Below are 15,806 nucleotides of genomic sequence, written 5' to 3'. Positions count from 1 at the left end.
GCGACAACTAGCAGCGACAAACCCGAACAGGGGAAAGGAAGTTACGTGCTCGACGTCAACTTCTTCGATGAACTCCGCATCGGCCTGGCCACCGCTGAGGACATCCGTCAGTGGTCCTACGGCGAGGTCAAGAAGCCGGAGACCATCAACTACCGCACGCTCAAGCCCGAGAAGGACGGCCTCTTCTGCGAGAAGATCTTCGGCCCCACTCGGGACTGGGAGTGCTACTGCGGCAAGTACAAGCGCGTCCGCTTCAAGGGCATCATCTGTGAGCGCTGCGGCGTCGAGGTGACCCGTGCGAAGGTGCGACGCGAGCGGATGGGCCACATCGAGCTCGCCGCTCCGGTCACCCACATCTGGTACTTCAAGGGTGTGCCCAGCCGGCTCGGTTACCTCCTGGACCTGGCTCCGAAGGATCTCGAGAAGATCATCTACTTCGCCGCCTACGTCATCGTCGGTGTCGACGACGAGCTCCGTCACAACGAGCTGTCCACGCTCGAGGCGGAGATGGAGGTCGAGAAGAAGTCGGTCGCCGACCAGCGTGACGCCGACCTCGAGGCCCGCGCGCAGAAGCTCGAGGCGGACATCGCCGAGCTCGAGGCCGAGGGCGCCAAGTCCGACGTGCGCCGCAAGGTCAAGGACGGCGGCGAGCGCGAGATGCGTCAGCTCCGTGACCGCGCCCAGCGTGAGCTGGACCGTCTCGACGAGATCTGGAGCACCTTCACCAAGCTGAGCGTCAAGCAGCTCATCGTGGACGAGGGCATCTACCGCGAGCTGGTCGACCGCTACGGCGAGTACTTCACCGGCGCCATGGGCGCGGAGTCCATCCAGATCCTGATGCGCAACTTCGACATCAACGCCGAGGCGGAGATCCTCCGGGAGACCATCCGCAGCGGCAAGGGTCAGAAGAAGCTGCGCGCGCTCAAGCGCCTCAAGGTCGTCGCGGCATTCCAGATGTCCGGCAACTCGCCGATGGGCATGGTCCTCGACGCCGTCCCGGTGATCCCGCCGGAGCTGCGTCCGATGGTCCAGCTCGACGGTGGCCGCTTCGCCACCTCGGACCTGAACGACCTGTACCGCCGCGTGATCAACCGCAACAACCGCCTCAAGCGACTGATCGACCTCGGTGCCCCCGAGATCATCGTCAACAACGAGAAGCGGATGCTGCAGGAGTCCGTGGACGCGCTGTTCGACAACGGCCGTCGCGGCCGTCCGGTCACCGGTCCGGGCAACCGCCCGCTGAAGTCCCTGAGCGACCTGCTCAAGGGCAAGCAGGGTCGATTCCGTCAGAACCTCCTCGGCAAGCGCGTCGACTACTCGGGCCGTTCGGTCATCGTCGTCGGCCCGCAGCTCAAGCTGCACCAGTGCGGTCTGCCGAAGCTGATGGCGCTCGAGCTGTTCAAGCCGTTCGTGATGAAGCGTCTGGTCGATCTCAACCACGCGCAGAACATCAAGTCCGCCAAGCGGATGGTCGAGCGGCAGCGCAGCCAGGTGTGGGACGTCCTCGAAGAGGTCATCGCCGAGCATCCGGTGCTGCTCAACCGTGCACCCACCCTGCACCGCCTGGGCATCCAGGCGTTCGAGCCGCAGCTGGTCGAGGGCAAGGCCATCCAGCTGCACCCGCTGGTGTGTGAGGCCTTCAACGCCGACTTCGACGGCGACCAGATGGCAGTGCACCTGCCGCTGTCCGCCGAGGCGCAGGCCGAGGCCCGCATCCTGATGCTGTCCTCGAACAACATCCTGTCTCCCGCGTCGGGCCGCCCGCTGGCCATGCCGCGTCTGGACATGGTGACCGGTCTGTACCACCTGACCCGTCTGGACGAGGGTGTCGAGGGCGAGCTCGTCGCTGCAGGCAAGGATCGCCCCGAGTCCGGCGCGTACTCCTCGCCCGCCGAGGCGCAGATGGCCGTCGACCGTGGCGCGCTGTCGGTGCAGGCGAAGATCAAGGTCCGCCTGACCACGCAGCGTCCGCCGCGTGAGATCGAGGACGAGCTGTTCCCCGAGGGCGGCTGGAACTACGGCGACGCCTGGGTCGCGGAGACGACCCTCGGTCGGGTGCTCTTCAACGAGCTGCTCCCCGCGGACTACCCGTTCGTGAACGAGCAGATGCCGAAGAAGCGTCAGGCGACGATCATCAACGATCTCGCCGAGCGCTACCCGATGATCGTGGTCGCGCAGACCGTCGACAAGCTCAAGGACACCGGCTTCTACTGGGCCACGCGTTCGGGCGTCACGGTCTCGATCTCCGACGTCCTCGTGCCGCCGGAGAAGGGCCAGATCCTCGAGGCGTTCGAGGTTCAGGCCGATCAGATCGAGAAGAAGTACCAGCGCGGCGCGCTCAACAAGGCCGAGCGCAACAGTGCCCTGGTCAAGATCTGGTCCGAGTGCACCGACGAGGTCGGCAAGGCCATGGAGGCGCACTTCCCCGACGAGAACCCGATCCCGATGATCGTGAAGTCCGGCGCCGCCGGCAACATGACTCAGGTTCGTTCGCTCGCCGGCATGAAGGGCCTGGTGACGAACCCGAAGGGTGAGTTCATCCCGCGTCCGATCAAGTCTTCCTTCAAGGAAGGCCTGACCGTTCTCGAGTACTTCATCAACACGCACGGTGCCCGTAAGGGTCTGGCCGATACCGCACTGCGTACCGCCGACTCGGGTTACCTGACCCGTCGTCTGGTGGACGTCTCGCAGGACGTCATCGTTCGCGAGACCGACTGTGGCACCGAGCGCGGCATCGTCACCACGATCTCGGAGAAGCAGGCCAACGGCACGCTGATCCGCGACGCCCACGTGGAGACCAGCACGTACGCCCGCACCCTGGCCGCGGACGCGGTCGACGAGAACGGCAACGTGATCGTCGAGCGTGGACACGACCTGGGCGACCCGGCGATCGACGCGCTGCTCGCAGCAGGCATCACGCAGGTCAAGGTCCGTTCGGTGCTGACCTGCACCACCGGCACCGGCGTCTGCGCCACCTGCTACGGCCGCTCGATGGCCACCGGCAAGCTGGTCGACATCGGTGAGGCCGTCGGCATCGTCGCCGCACAGTCGATCGGTGAGCCCGGTACCCAGCTGACCATGCGTACCTTCCACCAGGGTGGTGCGGCGGGTGCCGCCGACATCACCGGTGGTCTGCCGCGTGTTCAGGAGCTGTTCGAGGCACGTGTCCCGAAGGGCAAGGCGCCGATCGCGGACGTCACCGGACGGGTGCAGCTCGAGGACGGCGACCGCTTCTACAAGATCACCATCGTCCCGGACGACGGTGGCGAAGAGGTCGTCTACGACAAGCTCTCGAAGCGTCAGCGTCTGCGTGTGTTCAAGCACGAGGACGGCTCCGAGCGTCTGCTGGCCGACGGCGACCACGTCGAGGTCGGACAGCAGCTGATGGAGGGTGCAGCCGACCCGCACGAGGTGCTGCGTGTCATGGGCCCGCGTCAGGTGCAGATCCACCTCGTCAACGAGGTCCAGGAGGTGTACCGGAGCCAGGGTGTGTCGATCCACGACAAGCACATCGAGGTCATCGTTCGCCAGATGCTCCGTCGCGTGACGATCATCGACTCCGGCGCCACCGAGTTCCTGCCCGGTTCGCTCACCGAGCGGGCCGAGTTCGAGGCGTCCAACCGTCGCGTCGTCGCCGAGGGTGGTGAGCCCGCAGCCGGTCGCCCGGTCCTGATGGGTATCACCAAGGCCTCGCTGGCGACCGACTCGTGGCTGTCGGCGGCGTCCTTCCAGGAGACCACCCGAGTGCTGACCGACGCGGCGATCAACTGCCGCTCGGACAAGCTGATCGGTCTCAAGGAGAACGTGATCATCGGAAAGCTGATCCCGGCCGGAACCGGCATCAACCGGTACCGGAACATCCAGGTGCAGCCGACCGAGGAGGCGCGCGCCGCGGCGTACGCCGTGCCGTCCTACGACGACCAGTACTACAGCCCGGAAGGCTTCGGCACCGGGACTGGAGCTGCGGTTCCGCTGGACGACTACGGCTTCAGCACCGACTACCGCTAGTCCCGGTGGTTCGGTAGCAGTACACGATCGGCCCCCACATCCGGTAACGGGTGTGGGGGCCGTTTCGCGTCTACCGTGTGGGTATGACTGGTAAGGGAATCGACAGGCAGAAGGCGTCGACCGCGCTCGAGGTGGTGCGCGAGAGCCCGACGGTCGTCGCCATCGTCGCGGCGCCCGCCCTGGTGGTGTTCGGGCTGCTGTGGTGGCTGACCGGGTTCGGCACGGCACTGCTGGTGCTGGTCCTGCTCGGGGTGGTCGCCGTGGTCGGGAAGCGGATGCTGAGCTGAGCTTTCGGCCGGGCCGGGAGTGTTGCCGGTCACGGCTGTGGGCGATTCGGCCGATCCACTGTGACGTGTTCCACGGAGCCGCGTAATGTGACCAGGAACAGGTTCTAGTTTTGAGGAGGCCGCAGTGGCGTTCGTGATCACCCAGCCGTGCTGCAACGATGCCAGCTGTACCGAGGTGTGCCCGGTGGACTGCATCCACCCGACGCCGGACGAGCGGGATTTCAAGAGCACCGAGATGCTCTACATCGACCCGGAGACGTGCATCGACTGCGGGCTCTGCGTCGACGCGTGCCCGGTGGAGGCGATCTTCCGCGACGACGATCTGCCCGAGGCGATGGCGCGGTACTCGACGATCAACGCCGACTACTTCGCGGGCAACGAGCCGGAGTACGCGGATCCGGCGCCGGCGCTCAAGTTCCCGAAGAATGCCCAGGACCCGTTCCGGGTCGCGATCGTCGGTTCGGGGCCCTCCGCGTTCTACGCCGCGCAGGAACTGCTGGCGTTCAAGCGCTCCGGCATCGAGATCGACATGTTCGACCGGCTGCCCACCCCGTGGGGCCTGGTGCGCGCCGGTGTCGCGCCGGACCACCTGGAGACCAAGTCGGTCACCGACGTGTTCTCCGAGGTCGCCCGGCGCGCCGGGTTCCGCCTGTACCTGAACGTCGAGGTCGGCACCCACCTGAGCCACGAGGACCTGATCACCCACCACCACGCCGTGATCTACGCGGTCGGCGCGCCCAGCGACCGACACCTCGGCATCCCGGGCGAGGACCTGCCGGGCAGCCTGGCCGCCACCGAGTTCGTGGCCTGGTACAACGGGCACCCGGACTACGCGGACCGCAGCTTCGACCTGACGTCCTCCCGCGCGGTGATCGTCGGCAACGGCAACGTCGCGCTGGACGTGGCGCGACTGCTGGTCGCCGACGCGGACCGTCTCGCCAAGTCCGACATGGCGGCACACGCCGTCGAGGCCCTCCGGGAGAGCGCCGTCGACGAGGTCGTGCTGCTCGGCAGGCGCGGCCCGGCGCAGGCAGCGTTCACCAGCCCCGAACTGCTGGCGCTCGGTCAGCTGCCGGACGTGGACATCGTGGTCGACCCGGCGGAGCTCGAGCTCGACGATGCCAGCGCCGCCGAGGTCGACGCCAGCCCGGCGAAGCGCCTGAAGATGACCATCCTGCGCGAGTACGCGGCCCGCCCGCTCGCCGGTCACCGCAAGCGGATCGTGCTGCGGTTCCTGGCGTCTCCGGTGGAGGTCGTCGGCACCGATCACGTCACCGGCCTGGTCGTCGCGCGCAACGAGATGGTCGTCGACGAGGACGGCGTGATGCGGGCCCGGACCACCGAGCAGACGGAACTGCTCGAGACCGGCATGGTGCTGCGTTCGGTCGGGTACCGGGGCGTGCCGGTGGCGGGGCTGCCCTTCGACGAGGCCCGCGGCACCATCAACAACGTCGGTGGCCGGGTCACCGAGCTGGACGGCGAGCCGGTGCCCGGCACCTACACCGCGGGCTGGATCAAGCGCGGTCCGTCGGGCGTCATCGGCACCAACAGGCAGTGCGCGCACGACACCATCGCGCTCATCCTCGAGGACCTGGCAGCGGACCGCCTGGATCCGCCGAAGGCGGACCGTGAGGCCCTCGCGGCACTGGTGGCCGAGCGGCAGCCCGACGTGGTCGACTGGACGGGTTGGAAGGCGATCGACGCCCGCGAGCGGGAGCTCGGCAAGGCCGCCGGTCGGCCCCGGGTCAAGCTGGTCGACGTCGAGGAGATGATCGCGCTCAGCAAGCCGAAGGTGGGCTGAGTCGCAGACAGCGAAGTAGGCCCGGTCCCGGGCGGTGCCATCCGGCCCGACTGGGACCGGGCCTTGTCCGTCCCGGACCCCGGTGACGGATGTCCTTTCGAACGGTGGAGGTGTGCGATGCAGGCAGTGGTGGTCACGGAGCTGACCGGTCCGGCGGGGATGACGCTGCAGGAGGTGCCGGAACCCGACACCGACGGTCGGGTCCTGATCGACGTGCGTGCCGCGGGGGTGTGCTTCCCGGACCTGCTGATCAGCTACGGCAAGTACCAGTTGCGGCCCGAACCGCCGTTCGTGCCCGGAGCCGAGGTCGCCGGTGTGGTGCTCTCCGCGCCGGACGGCAGCGGGTTCGCGCCCGGCGACCGGGTGCTCGCGATGTCCGACCACGGGGGCTACGCCGAACGCGTCGCGGTCCCGGCGACGCGGGTGCTGCGCATCCCGGCGGGGCTCGACTTCGACGAGGCCGCCTCGCTGATCATCAACTACCAGACGATGGAGTTCGCGCTGACCCGTCGGGCCGGGCTGGTCGCGGGGGAGACGGTGGTGGTGCTCGGCGCCGCAGGCGGCGTCGGCACCGCGGCGATCCAGCTGGCCAAGGCGCACGGGGCGCGGGTGATCGCGGTGGTCCGTCGAGCAGGCGCCGAGGAGTTCCTCCGCGAACTCGGGGCCGACGAGGTGGTTGCGCTGACCGACGGCTGGGCGGGCCGGGTCGGTGAGCTGACGGGCAACGCCGGGGCCCAGGTCGTGATCGACCCGGTCGGCGGCGACGCTTTCGACGACGCGGTCCGGGTGCTGGCGCCCGAGGGCCGGCTGGTGGTGATCGGGTTCGCAGGCGGCGGCATTCCGTCGGTGAAGGTCAACCGGGTGCTGTTCCGCAACATCAGCATCGTCGGGGCGGCCTGGGGCGAGTTCCTTCGCTCGCATCCCGAGGCGTTGGCGCAGACCCACGAGGCGCTGACCGCACTGGTCGCCAAGGGCCTGCGGCCGCTGGTCAAGGCGCGGTACCCGCTCGCCGAGGCGCCGCGGGCGCTGGCCGACCTCGAGGCAGGGAAGGTGCTCGGCAAGGCGGTCCTGGTTCGCGGCTGAGTCGAGCCGCAGTCCGAGGCGGCGGCCGGTTCAGCGGGGGATGTGGAAGTCGGTGAGGGTGGCGCCGGTGCGCGGCAGGTCGGACCAGTCGCCGGCGACCGAGAGCACCGCGATCGCGGAGGTCGGGAAGCGGTCGGCGATCCGGTCGGCCAGGGGCGACCCGGGATCGAGCGCGACGGCCGCACCGGGCAGGCCCGGCTCGTGCCCGACCACCAGCAGGGTTCGCACGTCGTCGGCGGTGCGGGCGATCTCCCGGATCACCGCCGCGGCGGTGGCGGCGTAGACCTCGTCGCTGAACCGGGTCGGAGCGTGCAGTCCGGTGGCCTCGAGGGTCAGCCGGGTCCGGGTCGCCGTCGAGCAGAGCACGGCGTCGACGGTCGGTCGGGTGTCGCGGATCCATTCGCCTGCCAGCCCCGCCTGCCGTTCGCCCCGCGGGGCCAACGGTCGCCCGTGGTCGCCGACGTCGGGCGGATAGGCCGACTTGCCGTGCCTGAGCAGGATCAGCGTCCGGGGCGGAACGGTCCGGGAGGGCATGGCTCCGACGGTAGCCGTCGCGGATGACGCCGAGGTGAACCGGAGAATCGACTCCCGCGTGTGCCGTGGAAATTCCGTTGCGCGGGCGGGCGGCGGCGTGGTCGGATGGCGTGGTCGCCGAGTCGGACATGGTGATGGCCTTCACATTGCTAGCAATTGAGCGATAGTTGCGCAAACGCTAGTATCCCTGGAGTGACTGCCTCGCCCGACGATCTCTACCGCGCCCTGGACGAGTTCCTCATGCGTCTGATGGGTCTCGGCGAGGGTGAGGCGATGGACAACCTCGTCGCGAAGGACCTGTCCTTCACGCAGGTGCGGGCGCTCTTCATGCTCGCGCAGTGCGGTGAGCCGGTGGCGATCCACGAGGTGGCCGAGCGGTTGGGCCTGTCCGTTGCCGCAACCGGTCGCAGTGTCGACCAGATGGTCAACCAGGGGCTGTTCGAGCGCCGGGAGGATCTTCGCGACCGACGGATCAAGCGGATTTCGTTGTCGGAGGCCGGTCGTACCATCGCGTCGGAACATCTCGAGACCAAGCGCAACGAGCTGCGGGCTTTCGCCGTGCGGTTGCCTGAGTCGGACCGCAACCAGCTGTTCGACTCGTTGAACTCAATTCTTGCGGGCGACGCCCTGCGAGCACACTGTCAGGAGAACAGATGACAACGCCGACACCCCCGGGTGCGCCAGCGGCGGCCTCGGACAAGCTTGACGGCGCGGTGCTGAAGGTCGCCAGCGTGGTGGTGCTCGGCGCCATCATGTCGATCCTCGACGTGACCGTCGTGTCCGTCGCACTGCCCACATTCATGAGCGAGTTCGACGCGACCTACGCCACGGTCGCCTGGACGATGACGGCCTACACGCTGGCCCTGGCGACGGTGATCCCGGTGACCGGCTGGGCCGCCGACCGCTTCGGCACCAAGCGCCTGTACATGACCGCCCTGGTGCTGTTCGTGGCCGGCTCGGTCCTGTGCAGCATGGCCTGGGACATCCAGTCGCTGATCGGCTTCCGGGTGCTCCAGGGCCTCGGCGGCGGCATGCTGATGCCGCTGGGCATGACGATCATGACCCGCGCCGCGGGACCGCAGCGCATCGGTCGCCTGATGGCCGTGCTCGGCATCCCGATGCTGCTCGGACCGATCACCGGTCCGATCCTCGGTGGCTGGCTGATCGAGGCCGCCAGCTGGCACTGGATCTTCCTGATCAACCTGCCGATCGGCATCATCGCGCTGTTCGCCGCGTTCAAGCTGCTGCCCGCGGACAAGCCGAGCCCGTCGGAGTCGTTCGACTTCCTCGGCATGCTGCTGCTCTCGCCGGGCCTGGCGCTGTTCCTGTTCGGCGTCTCGTCGATTCCGGAGACCCAGACCGTGGCGTCCTCCCGGGTGCTCGTGCCGGCCGGGATCGGTCTCGCGCTGGTGGTCGGCTTCGTCTTCCACGCGCTTCGGGCGAAGCACCCGCTGATCGACCTGCGGCTGTTCCTCAACCGCAAGCTCACCATCGCGGTCGTGACCTCGACGCTGTTCGCGATCGCGTTCATGGGCGCGGGCCTGCTGTTCCCGAGCTACTTCCTGCAGGTTCGTGGTGAGAGCACCCTGACCGCCGGACTGTTGCTCGCGCCGCAGGGCATCGGCGCCATGGTCACCATGCCGCTCGCCGGATTCCTGGTCGACAAGATCGGCCCCGGCAAGATCGTGCTGACCGGCATCACGGTGATCGCATTCGGCATGGGAGTGTTCACCCAGGTCGGCGCCGACACGCCCTACCCGCTGCTGCTCGGCGCGCTGTTCGTGATGGGCCTGGGCATGGGCTGCACGATGATGCCGATCATGACCGCGGCGATGGCGACGCTGACCGACCACACGGTGGCGCGCGGCTCGACGCTGATGAACATCGTCCAGCAGGTCGCCGGGTCCGTCGGTACCGCGGTCATGTCCGTGGTGCTGACCAACCAGATGCTGTCCCGGCCGCTGGCCGGTCCGGCCACCGTGGCCCAGCACGACCCGTCGATCGCCGAGAAGTTGCCGCCGGGCGCCGTCGAGCAGGGCCTCGACCAGGCCGCGGACGCCTTCGGCAACACCTTCATGGTCGCGCTGGTGCTGATCCTGCTGACGCTGATCCCGGCGATGCTGCTGCCCCGCAGCAAGGCCGCCGCGCCGGAGGGCGAGCAGCCCGCCGCCCCGGCAATGATGCACTGACCGGTTCCATCCGATCGACGGCGACGGCCCGCACCCACCTCGGGTGCGGGCCGTCGCCGTTGCGGTACTCCCGGGAGGTCACCCGGCGAGCCGGGCGACCTCCCGCGCGCAGCCCCACGACATGGTGACGCCGGCACCGCCGTGGCCGTAACAGCAGATCACCCGTCGCGCGCCGGGCAGCACCTCCAACCGCACCTGCGGCCGAGTAGGTCGCAACCCCACTGCCCGCGAGAGGATCGGGGCGTCGGCCAGCGCAGGCACCAGCGCTCGGGCGCGGGCCAGGATCGCGCGTTCGACGTCCGGGTCGACGGCGGTGTCGAACGCGCCGAGGTCCGCCGTGCCGCCGCACACCACGTCCGTGAAGCGCGGCACCACGTAGGTCATGCCCGCCGGGTTGTCGTCGTCTATCAGCCAGTCGGTCAGGCCGGGGTTGGCCAGGCGCACCACCTGCCCGCGCAGCGGCGCGAGGGTGTCGTCGCCGACGAGGGCGCCCGAGCGCAGTCCCGCCGCGACCACCACCACGTCGCCGTCGACCTCGGCCAGGTCGGTGACGTGCCGCCGGGTCACCCGGACGCCGGCGGTGCGGCACTGCGCGGCCAGCCAGCTCAGGTAGATCACCATGTCGACGACCGGGACCGTGACGCGGGCCGCGCTGACGACGCCGTCGGGGAGCTCGGCGGCGGGCACCTCGGTCAGCCCGGTGACGGCGGGCTCCCACCACCGGTCGGCCGCGGTCCGTTCGAGCACGTTGCCGGTGCGCATCGCCACCCCGGCCGCGGGGTCCGCGGCCAGTTCGGCGAAGGTCGTCGCGCTCTCGGCGGACCAGCGCAGGACGGGGGCGATCGGTGCGGCGGCGTACGGGAACCAGATGGCCGCGGCGACCGCGGAGGTGGTGTCCTCGACGGGGTCCGCGGACAGCACCGTCACCGTGTGCCCGGCGCGGGCGAGTTCGAGGGCGCAGGTGAGGCCGATGACTCCGCCCCCGACGACCGTCGCGGTGCCCACGGTCATCGCCTTCTGCGGCCGACGGTGAAGTAGGCGATCGGCCCGAAGAAGTTCACGAACGCCGCGGCGGTCCAGGCCTTCTTCGAGCCCCGGATCTCGTCGGGTCCGCGTCGGCGCAGGTCGATCAGTGCAGCGGCGGTCAGCGCCAGTTGCAGCACGCCTGCGACGGCAACGGGCACGCGGTAGCGGGGATCGAGTCTCTTCTCGGCGGTCATGGCGCAAGTATCCGTCACGGGTCAGCCGATCCGGATGAGGCGGAACCATCGGGGATTCGACCGGCGCAGCATCGGCGGCAGCCCGGAGGTGTCGGCGGCGTCGTCGGCGGACAGTCGCCACTGGGACAGGGTGCGCTCGACCTCTGCGCGGCTGGTGCCGCGGGGCAACGGTCCCCGGCGGCCCGGCCCGAATGCGAACATCAGCAGCGATGCTCCCGGCTCGGTGACGGCGCTGAGCTCACGGGCGTAGCCGCGGCGTTGTGCCGGGGTCAGCCCGTGGAAGCACCCGAGGTCCAGCACGAACCGGTAGCCAGTGCCGACCGAGTCGCCGAGCGCGGTGACGTCGCCGAGCACGAAGGTGACGGTGACTCCCTCGGCGGCGGCCTTGCGTCGGGCCCGTTCGATCGCCAGCGGCACCGCGTCGACCCCGGTGACGTGCCAGCCGCGGCCGGCCATCTCGATCGAGTGGTCGCCGGTGCCGCAGCCCGCGTCGAGCGCCTTGCCCAGCGGGCCGCCCGTGCTCTCGTACCGGTCGAGATAGGTGGCCAGTTGGGCGCGCAGGCCGGGACTGGACCGCTCCCACGGGGTCAGCCGCAAACGGTAGGCCAACGTGTATCCGAGGTTCGTGACTCCGAGACTCATGGCTGCTCCTCGGCGGCCGCGTCCCGCAGGCGCGGGTGGCGTCTGCCCGGCACACGGCCGCACCCAGTCCAGTCTGCTCCGCTCGGGGCGGAATGCCACCCACAATAGGAACGTGTTCTATATTTGCGACTACCCCGAAACCCGCCGATCTCTGGAGTTCACGACATGTACGAGTGGTCCGATACCGACCTGATGTTCCGCGACGCACTGCGTGGCTTCATCGACAAGGAGGTCAAGCCACACGTCGACAAGCTGGAGAGTGGCGAACTCCCTCCGTTCGAGATCATCCGCAAGATGTACGCCACCTTCGGCATGGACGAGATGGCCACCGAGTCGCTCGAGAAGGCCTTTGCGAAGGAGGAGGCGCGCGAGCGCGGCGAGACGCTGCCCGAGTCGGGTGAGAAGTCCAGCGGCTTCAGCGGTGCAGGCAGCATGGGCGTGATCCTCAACAGCGAACTCGCGGGCGTGAGTCTCGGCCTGGTGGCGTCGATGGGCGTGAGCCTGGGCCTCACGGTCGGCACCCTGCGCAGCCGCGGCACCCTGGCGCAGAAGAAGCGCTGGTTGCCCGAGCTCGTGACGATGGAGAAGGTGGGCGCGTGGGCGATCACCGAGCCCGACTCCGGGTCGGACGCCTTTGGTGGCATGAAGTCCTACGTCCGCCGCGACGGTGACGACTACATCCTCAACGGTCAGAAGACCTTCATCACCAACGGCCCGTACGCCGACGTCACCATCGTCTACGCCAAGCTCGACGAGGGCGACGCGTCGGTGGACCGGCGCGACCGCAAGGTCCTCGGCTTCGTGCTGGACAAGGGCATGGAGGGCTTCACGCAGAGCCCGGCCTTCAAGAAGATGGGCATGAACTCCTCGCCCACCGGCGAACTGTTCTTCGACAACGTCCGCATCAGTAAGGACCGCCTGCTCGGCGAGACGGAGAACCCGGCCAAGGGCGACGGCAAGGAGAGCGCGAAGGAGTCGTTCGCGGCCGAGCGCATCGGCATCGCGTCGCTCGCGCTGGGCATCATCAACGAGTGCCACCGGCTGTGCATCGACTACGCCAAGACCCGCAAGCTGTGGGGCAAGGAGATCGCTCAGTTCCAGCTCATCCAGCTCAAGCTGGCCGAGATGGAGGTCGCGCGAATCAACGTGCAGAACATGGTGTTCAACGCGATCGAGCGCACCGCTGCCGGTAACAAGGTGACCCTGGCGGAGGCGTCGGCGATGAAGCTGTACTCCTCGCGTGCGGCGACCGAGGTCGCGATGGAGGCCGTCCAGCTCTTCGGCGGCAACGGCTACATGGCCGAGTACAAGGTGGAGCAGTTGGCGCGTGACGCGAAGTCGCTGATGATCTACGCCGGCAGCAACGAGATCCAGGTGACCCACATCGCGAAGGGCCTGCTGGCCTGACCGGCAGGCGTTCAGGTGGTCAGCCGGTAGAACCGCCAGAACCCGAAGTTTTCGATCGGTAGCACCTCGAGGTCGGCGAACCCGGCGTCGGCGGCGTAGCGCCGCAGGGCGTCCGGCCGCATCACCGTTCCGGTGGCGGCGCTGGGCCGGTGGCTCATCGCGTCGGGTAGGCAGACGAACAGGCTGAAGCCGTACATCAGCCGTTCGACCTCGTCGCCGGGTGCGGTGAACCGGGACGCGACGGCCTCGTCCATGACGACCGCGCAGCCGTCCGGCGCCAGCGAGCGCCGGACGGCCGCGAGCACGCCCACCGGATCCGGCAGGTCGTGCACGCACTCGAAGGCGAACGCCGCGTCGAAGCGCTCGGCAGGCATCAGGGCCGCGTCCCCGGCGTGGAACGCGACCCGGCCGGCCACCTCCGGGCTGGCCGCGGCGTTCGCGGCGGCCATCTCGACCGACGGCAGGTCGATGTCGAAGCCGTCGACGCGCGCGTGTGGGTAGGCGCGGGCGAGGGCGATCGTCGACCAGCCGCCGCCACATCCGACGTCGGCGATCCGGGCGCCAGGTGCGCGCAGCAGGGCATCGAGGTCAGGCACGGTGGACAGCGCGCCCGCGAGTTCCCGCTCGTACCACGGCCTGTTCATGTCGGCCTGGGACTCGCGGCCGTCGTCGCCGAGCTGCGCCCAGCCGACGCCGCCGCCGGTGCGGTAGGCGTCGAGCAGGGCGGGCATCTGTCCGGCGGCGCCTGCGAACATCCGGGCCAGCGGCGCCAGGTACGACAGGCTGGTGGCGTCGGTCAGCACCTCTGCCGCGGCAGGCGGGATCGAGTACCGGCGCACCGCGGCGCCCGGTGCCACGTCGTCCACCGTCAACAGCCCGCTCACCGCCTGCTGCTCGAGCCACTCCCGGGTGTACCGGGGATGGCTTCCGGTCGCGGCGGCAAGTTCGTCCGAGGTGGCGGGGCCGTCCGCGGCGAGCGCGCGATACCAGCCGAGACGGTCACCGAGATGGATCGACAGCAGGTCCACCGCGCCGAGCGAGGCGGCGACCACGCGCTGCGCCACGGACTCGACGGCACCTGGCTCGGATCCGGACGGTGTCGTGGACATGGCGGCCTCCTCGGGGGTGGTCCGTCCATGGTCGTCGGGTCCGCCGCATTAGTCACGGCTCCCGGCGGGGATCAGTGGTGTGCCGCGCGCCCGTGCTCCTCGGCCTTCGCCCGCAACGTCGACTCGGTGTGCTTGATCGCCGTGCCGACGATCGGCTCGACGATCCGTGACAGGGCCTTGCCGATCAGGCCTCCGGGGAGGGTGTACTCGAAGTCGACGGTCAGTTCGGTCTGGCCGTCGGTGGTCGGGGCGAATCGCCAGGACGAGCTGTTGCTGATGCCGTCGACCGACTCGAGCGTGATCAGCCGGTTCGCCTCCCACTCGGTGATCCGGACCTTCGAGTGCAGGGCCTTGGGGCCGAGCTGCATGGTGGCGTCGAAGGTGGCGCCGAGTCCCTGGATCTGCGCCCCGATGGGCGTGAACCGGGTGACTCCGAACATCCAGGCAGGCACGTTGCGGTAGTCGTCGACGTAGGCGAACCCCGCCTCGACGGGCACTCGAGCAATCGCGGTGCGGTGGATCTTGCCCATTGTTCTCCTCGGTGTCGCGACGACGTCCGTTGCCGCCTCGACCTGACGGTAGTGCGCCGGGACCGAAGTTCGGCAGAGGACAGGGTATGAATTGTCAACCGCTACAGTCGATCCATGGTCGGTCGGGAGCGGGACGCGAGTGGACGGCCGCTGAACGCACGGCCTCGTGACGGCCTGGGCAGGTTGTTGCCGCGCGGCGAGACCGGGGTCCCGCGGGTCCCCGAGGGGCTGGGGCTGACGCCGGCGGAGACCGTCGCGCGGGCTCAGGAGCTACTCGACGCCGGCATGCCCTTCCACGCGCACGAAGTGCTCGAGGAGGCATGGAAGACGGCGCCCGAGGCCGAGCGGGACCTGTGGCAGGGGCTTGCGCAGTTGGCGGTCGGGCTGACGCATCTGCTGCGGGGTAATGCGGTGGGGGCGCGGTCGTTGCTCGAACGCGGCGCGGCACGGATTCGGCCCTATGCGGCGGATCCGCCGTACGAACTCGAGGTGGACGGCCTGCTGGGATGGGCCGCCGGACTGCTCGGTGAGCTCGACGGGGGCCCCGAGGCGCCGCGGGTGCCGAGGCTCACCGCCCGGCCTCGGTGACGGCTGTCGCAGATACGCCGTGGCCGGCTACGACGAGGGCACGACGGGTCCGCGTGCGGCACACGAGCACCCGTCGTCTCGAATCACCCGAGGGAGCTGCCGAGTCCCAGACCGAAGCCGGGGATCAGGTTGATGCCCGAACGCCCGAACGAGACGCTCCCGAGCGTGATTTCGGGGCTGACGGTCGAGTTGCCGACGAGGCCGAGCAAGAGCTCGATGAGTTCCATGCAGTTCACTCCTGGATGTGATGCCACGATGGCGCCCGGCGGATGGGGCGCGGTCCCGTTCTACCGCACAGTACGTCCTTGCTGTGGCTGTTCGGATCACCCGTCCAGGTCATCGGATGATGCGAATGATGCTCTGGTACAAAGCCGGCCGCCGTCGCCCGCAAACGACTGTGGGGGCCAC

General features: G+C 69.1%; 15 protein-coding genes. 8 read left to right on the top strand and 7 right to left on the bottom strand.

The genetic code is table 11. The features are described 5' to 3' along the window. Positions 1-45 precede the first annotated feature (45 nt). The 4 genes from ACFO6S_RS15210 (at position 46) to ACFO6S_RS15195 (ending at position 7,179) form a co-directional block, all read left to right on the top strand. Positions 46-4,008 (top strand): DNA-directed RNA polymerase subunit beta', encoded by a 3,963-nt coding sequence (locus ACFO6S_RS15210; protein WP_378418344.1) that lies wholly within the window; start codon positions 46-48, stop codon positions 4,006-4,008. An 83-nt stretch (positions 4,009-4,091) separates the two neighbouring features. Then, positions 4,092-4,295 (top strand): hypothetical protein, encoded by a 204-nt coding sequence (locus ACFO6S_RS15205; RefSeq protein WP_378418343.1) that lies wholly within the window; start codon positions 4,092-4,094, stop codon positions 4,293-4,295. A 124-nt stretch (positions 4,296-4,419) separates the two neighbouring features. Further along, positions 4,420-6,096, top strand: coding sequence for a 4Fe-4S binding protein (locus ACFO6S_RS15200; RefSeq protein ID WP_378418341.1), 1,677 nt, complete (start codon positions 4,420-4,422; stop codon positions 6,094-6,096). A gap of 117 nt (positions 6,097-6,213) precedes the next feature. Next, entirely contained in the window at positions 6,214-7,179 is a 966-nt protein-coding gene (locus tag ACFO6S_RS15195) for an NADPH:quinone oxidoreductase family protein (RefSeq protein ID WP_378418339.1), read from the top strand. 30 nt (positions 7,180-7,209) lie between these two features. Here the strand turns inward: ACFO6S_RS15195 and ACFO6S_RS15190 are convergent, their stop codons facing one another. Beyond that, positions 7,210-7,713 (bottom strand): SixA phosphatase family protein, encoded by a 504-nt coding sequence (locus ACFO6S_RS15190; RefSeq protein ID WP_378418337.1) that lies wholly within the window; start codon positions 7,711-7,713, stop codon positions 7,210-7,212. 240 nt (positions 7,714-7,953) lie between these two features. Here ACFO6S_RS15190 and ACFO6S_RS15185 point away from each other — a divergent pair, with 240 nt between their 5' ends. Further along, positions 7,954-8,370 carry a MarR family winged helix-turn-helix transcriptional regulator gene (locus ACFO6S_RS15185; RefSeq protein ID WP_378418706.1) on the top strand — a complete coding sequence of 139 codons (417 nt, stop codon included), beginning with the start codon at positions 7,954-7,956 and terminating at the stop codon, positions 8,368-8,370. After that, positions 8,367-9,902: a DHA2 family efflux MFS transporter permease subunit gene (locus ACFO6S_RS15180; protein ID WP_378418336.1), complete on the top strand. Its 1,536-nt coding sequence runs from the start codon at positions 8,367-8,369 to the stop codon at positions 9,900-9,902. Before ACFO6S_RS15185 ends, ACFO6S_RS15180 begins: the two co-directional genes overlap by 4 nt. A 78-nt stretch (positions 9,903-9,980) precedes the next feature. Here ACFO6S_RS15180 and ACFO6S_RS15175 read toward each other — a convergent pair whose 3' ends face one another. From ACFO6S_RS15175 to ACFO6S_RS15165, 3 genes are read right to left on the bottom strand one after another with little or no spacing between them, the layout of a single operon-like run. After that, positions 9,981-10,907: an FAD-dependent oxidoreductase gene (locus tag ACFO6S_RS15175; protein ID WP_378418334.1), complete on the bottom strand. Its 927-nt coding sequence runs from the start codon at positions 10,905-10,907 to the stop codon at positions 9,981-9,983. A gap of 2 nt (positions 10,908-10,909) precedes the next feature. Next, on the bottom strand, positions 10,910-11,122 hold the full coding sequence (locus ACFO6S_RS15170; RefSeq protein ID WP_378418333.1) for a PLDc N-terminal domain-containing protein: 213 nt from the start codon (positions 11,120-11,122) through the stop codon (positions 10,910-10,912). Positions 11,123-11,143: 21 nt separating this feature from the next. Beyond that, positions 11,144-11,764, bottom strand: coding sequence for a class I SAM-dependent methyltransferase (locus tag ACFO6S_RS15165; protein WP_378418331.1), 621 nt, complete (start codon positions 11,762-11,764; stop codon positions 11,144-11,146). A gap of 165 nt (positions 11,765-11,929) precedes the next feature. On the opposite strand from ACFO6S_RS15165, the gene ACFO6S_RS15160 reads away from it, so the two are divergent. Further along, positions 11,930-13,171: an acyl-CoA dehydrogenase family protein gene (locus tag ACFO6S_RS15160; protein ID WP_378418329.1), complete on the top strand. Its 1,242-nt coding sequence runs from the start codon at positions 11,930-11,932 to the stop codon at positions 13,169-13,171. Positions 13,172-13,182: 11 nt separating this feature from the next. On the opposite strand, the gene ACFO6S_RS15155 is transcribed toward ACFO6S_RS15160, so the two are convergent. Both ACFO6S_RS15155 and ACFO6S_RS15150 read right to left on the bottom strand, forming a co-directional pair. After that, entirely contained in the window at positions 13,183-14,280 is a 1,098-nt protein-coding gene (locus tag ACFO6S_RS15155; RefSeq protein ID WP_378418327.1) for a class I SAM-dependent methyltransferase, read from the bottom strand. 71 nt (positions 14,281-14,351) lie between these two features. Beyond that, positions 14,352-14,810, bottom strand: a complete 459-nt coding sequence (locus ACFO6S_RS15150; protein ID WP_378418326.1) for an SRPBCC family protein — start codon at positions 14,808-14,810, stop codon at positions 14,352-14,354. A gap of 114 nt (positions 14,811-14,924) precedes the next feature. On the opposite strand from ACFO6S_RS15150, the gene ACFO6S_RS15145 reads away from it, so the two are divergent. Then, positions 14,925-15,398, top strand: coding sequence for a DUF309 domain-containing protein (locus ACFO6S_RS15145; RefSeq protein WP_378418324.1), 474 nt, complete (start codon positions 14,925-14,927; stop codon positions 15,396-15,398). A gap of 83 nt (positions 15,399-15,481) precedes the next feature. On the opposite strand, the gene ACFO6S_RS15140 is transcribed toward ACFO6S_RS15145, so the two are convergent. After that, positions 15,482-15,625: a hypothetical protein gene (locus ACFO6S_RS15140; RefSeq protein ID WP_378418322.1), complete on the bottom strand. Its 144-nt coding sequence runs from the start codon at positions 15,623-15,625 to the stop codon at positions 15,482-15,484. Positions 15,626-15,806 lie beyond the last annotated feature (181 nt).

Source organism: Rhodococcus kronopolitis, from assembly GCF_042654025.1.
GTDB classification, from domain to species: Bacteria; Actinomycetota; Actinomycetes; order Mycobacteriales; family Mycobacteriaceae; genus Rhodococcus_G; species Rhodococcus_G kronopolitis.
This window is presented reverse-complemented; position numbering and strand designations above follow the sequence as displayed.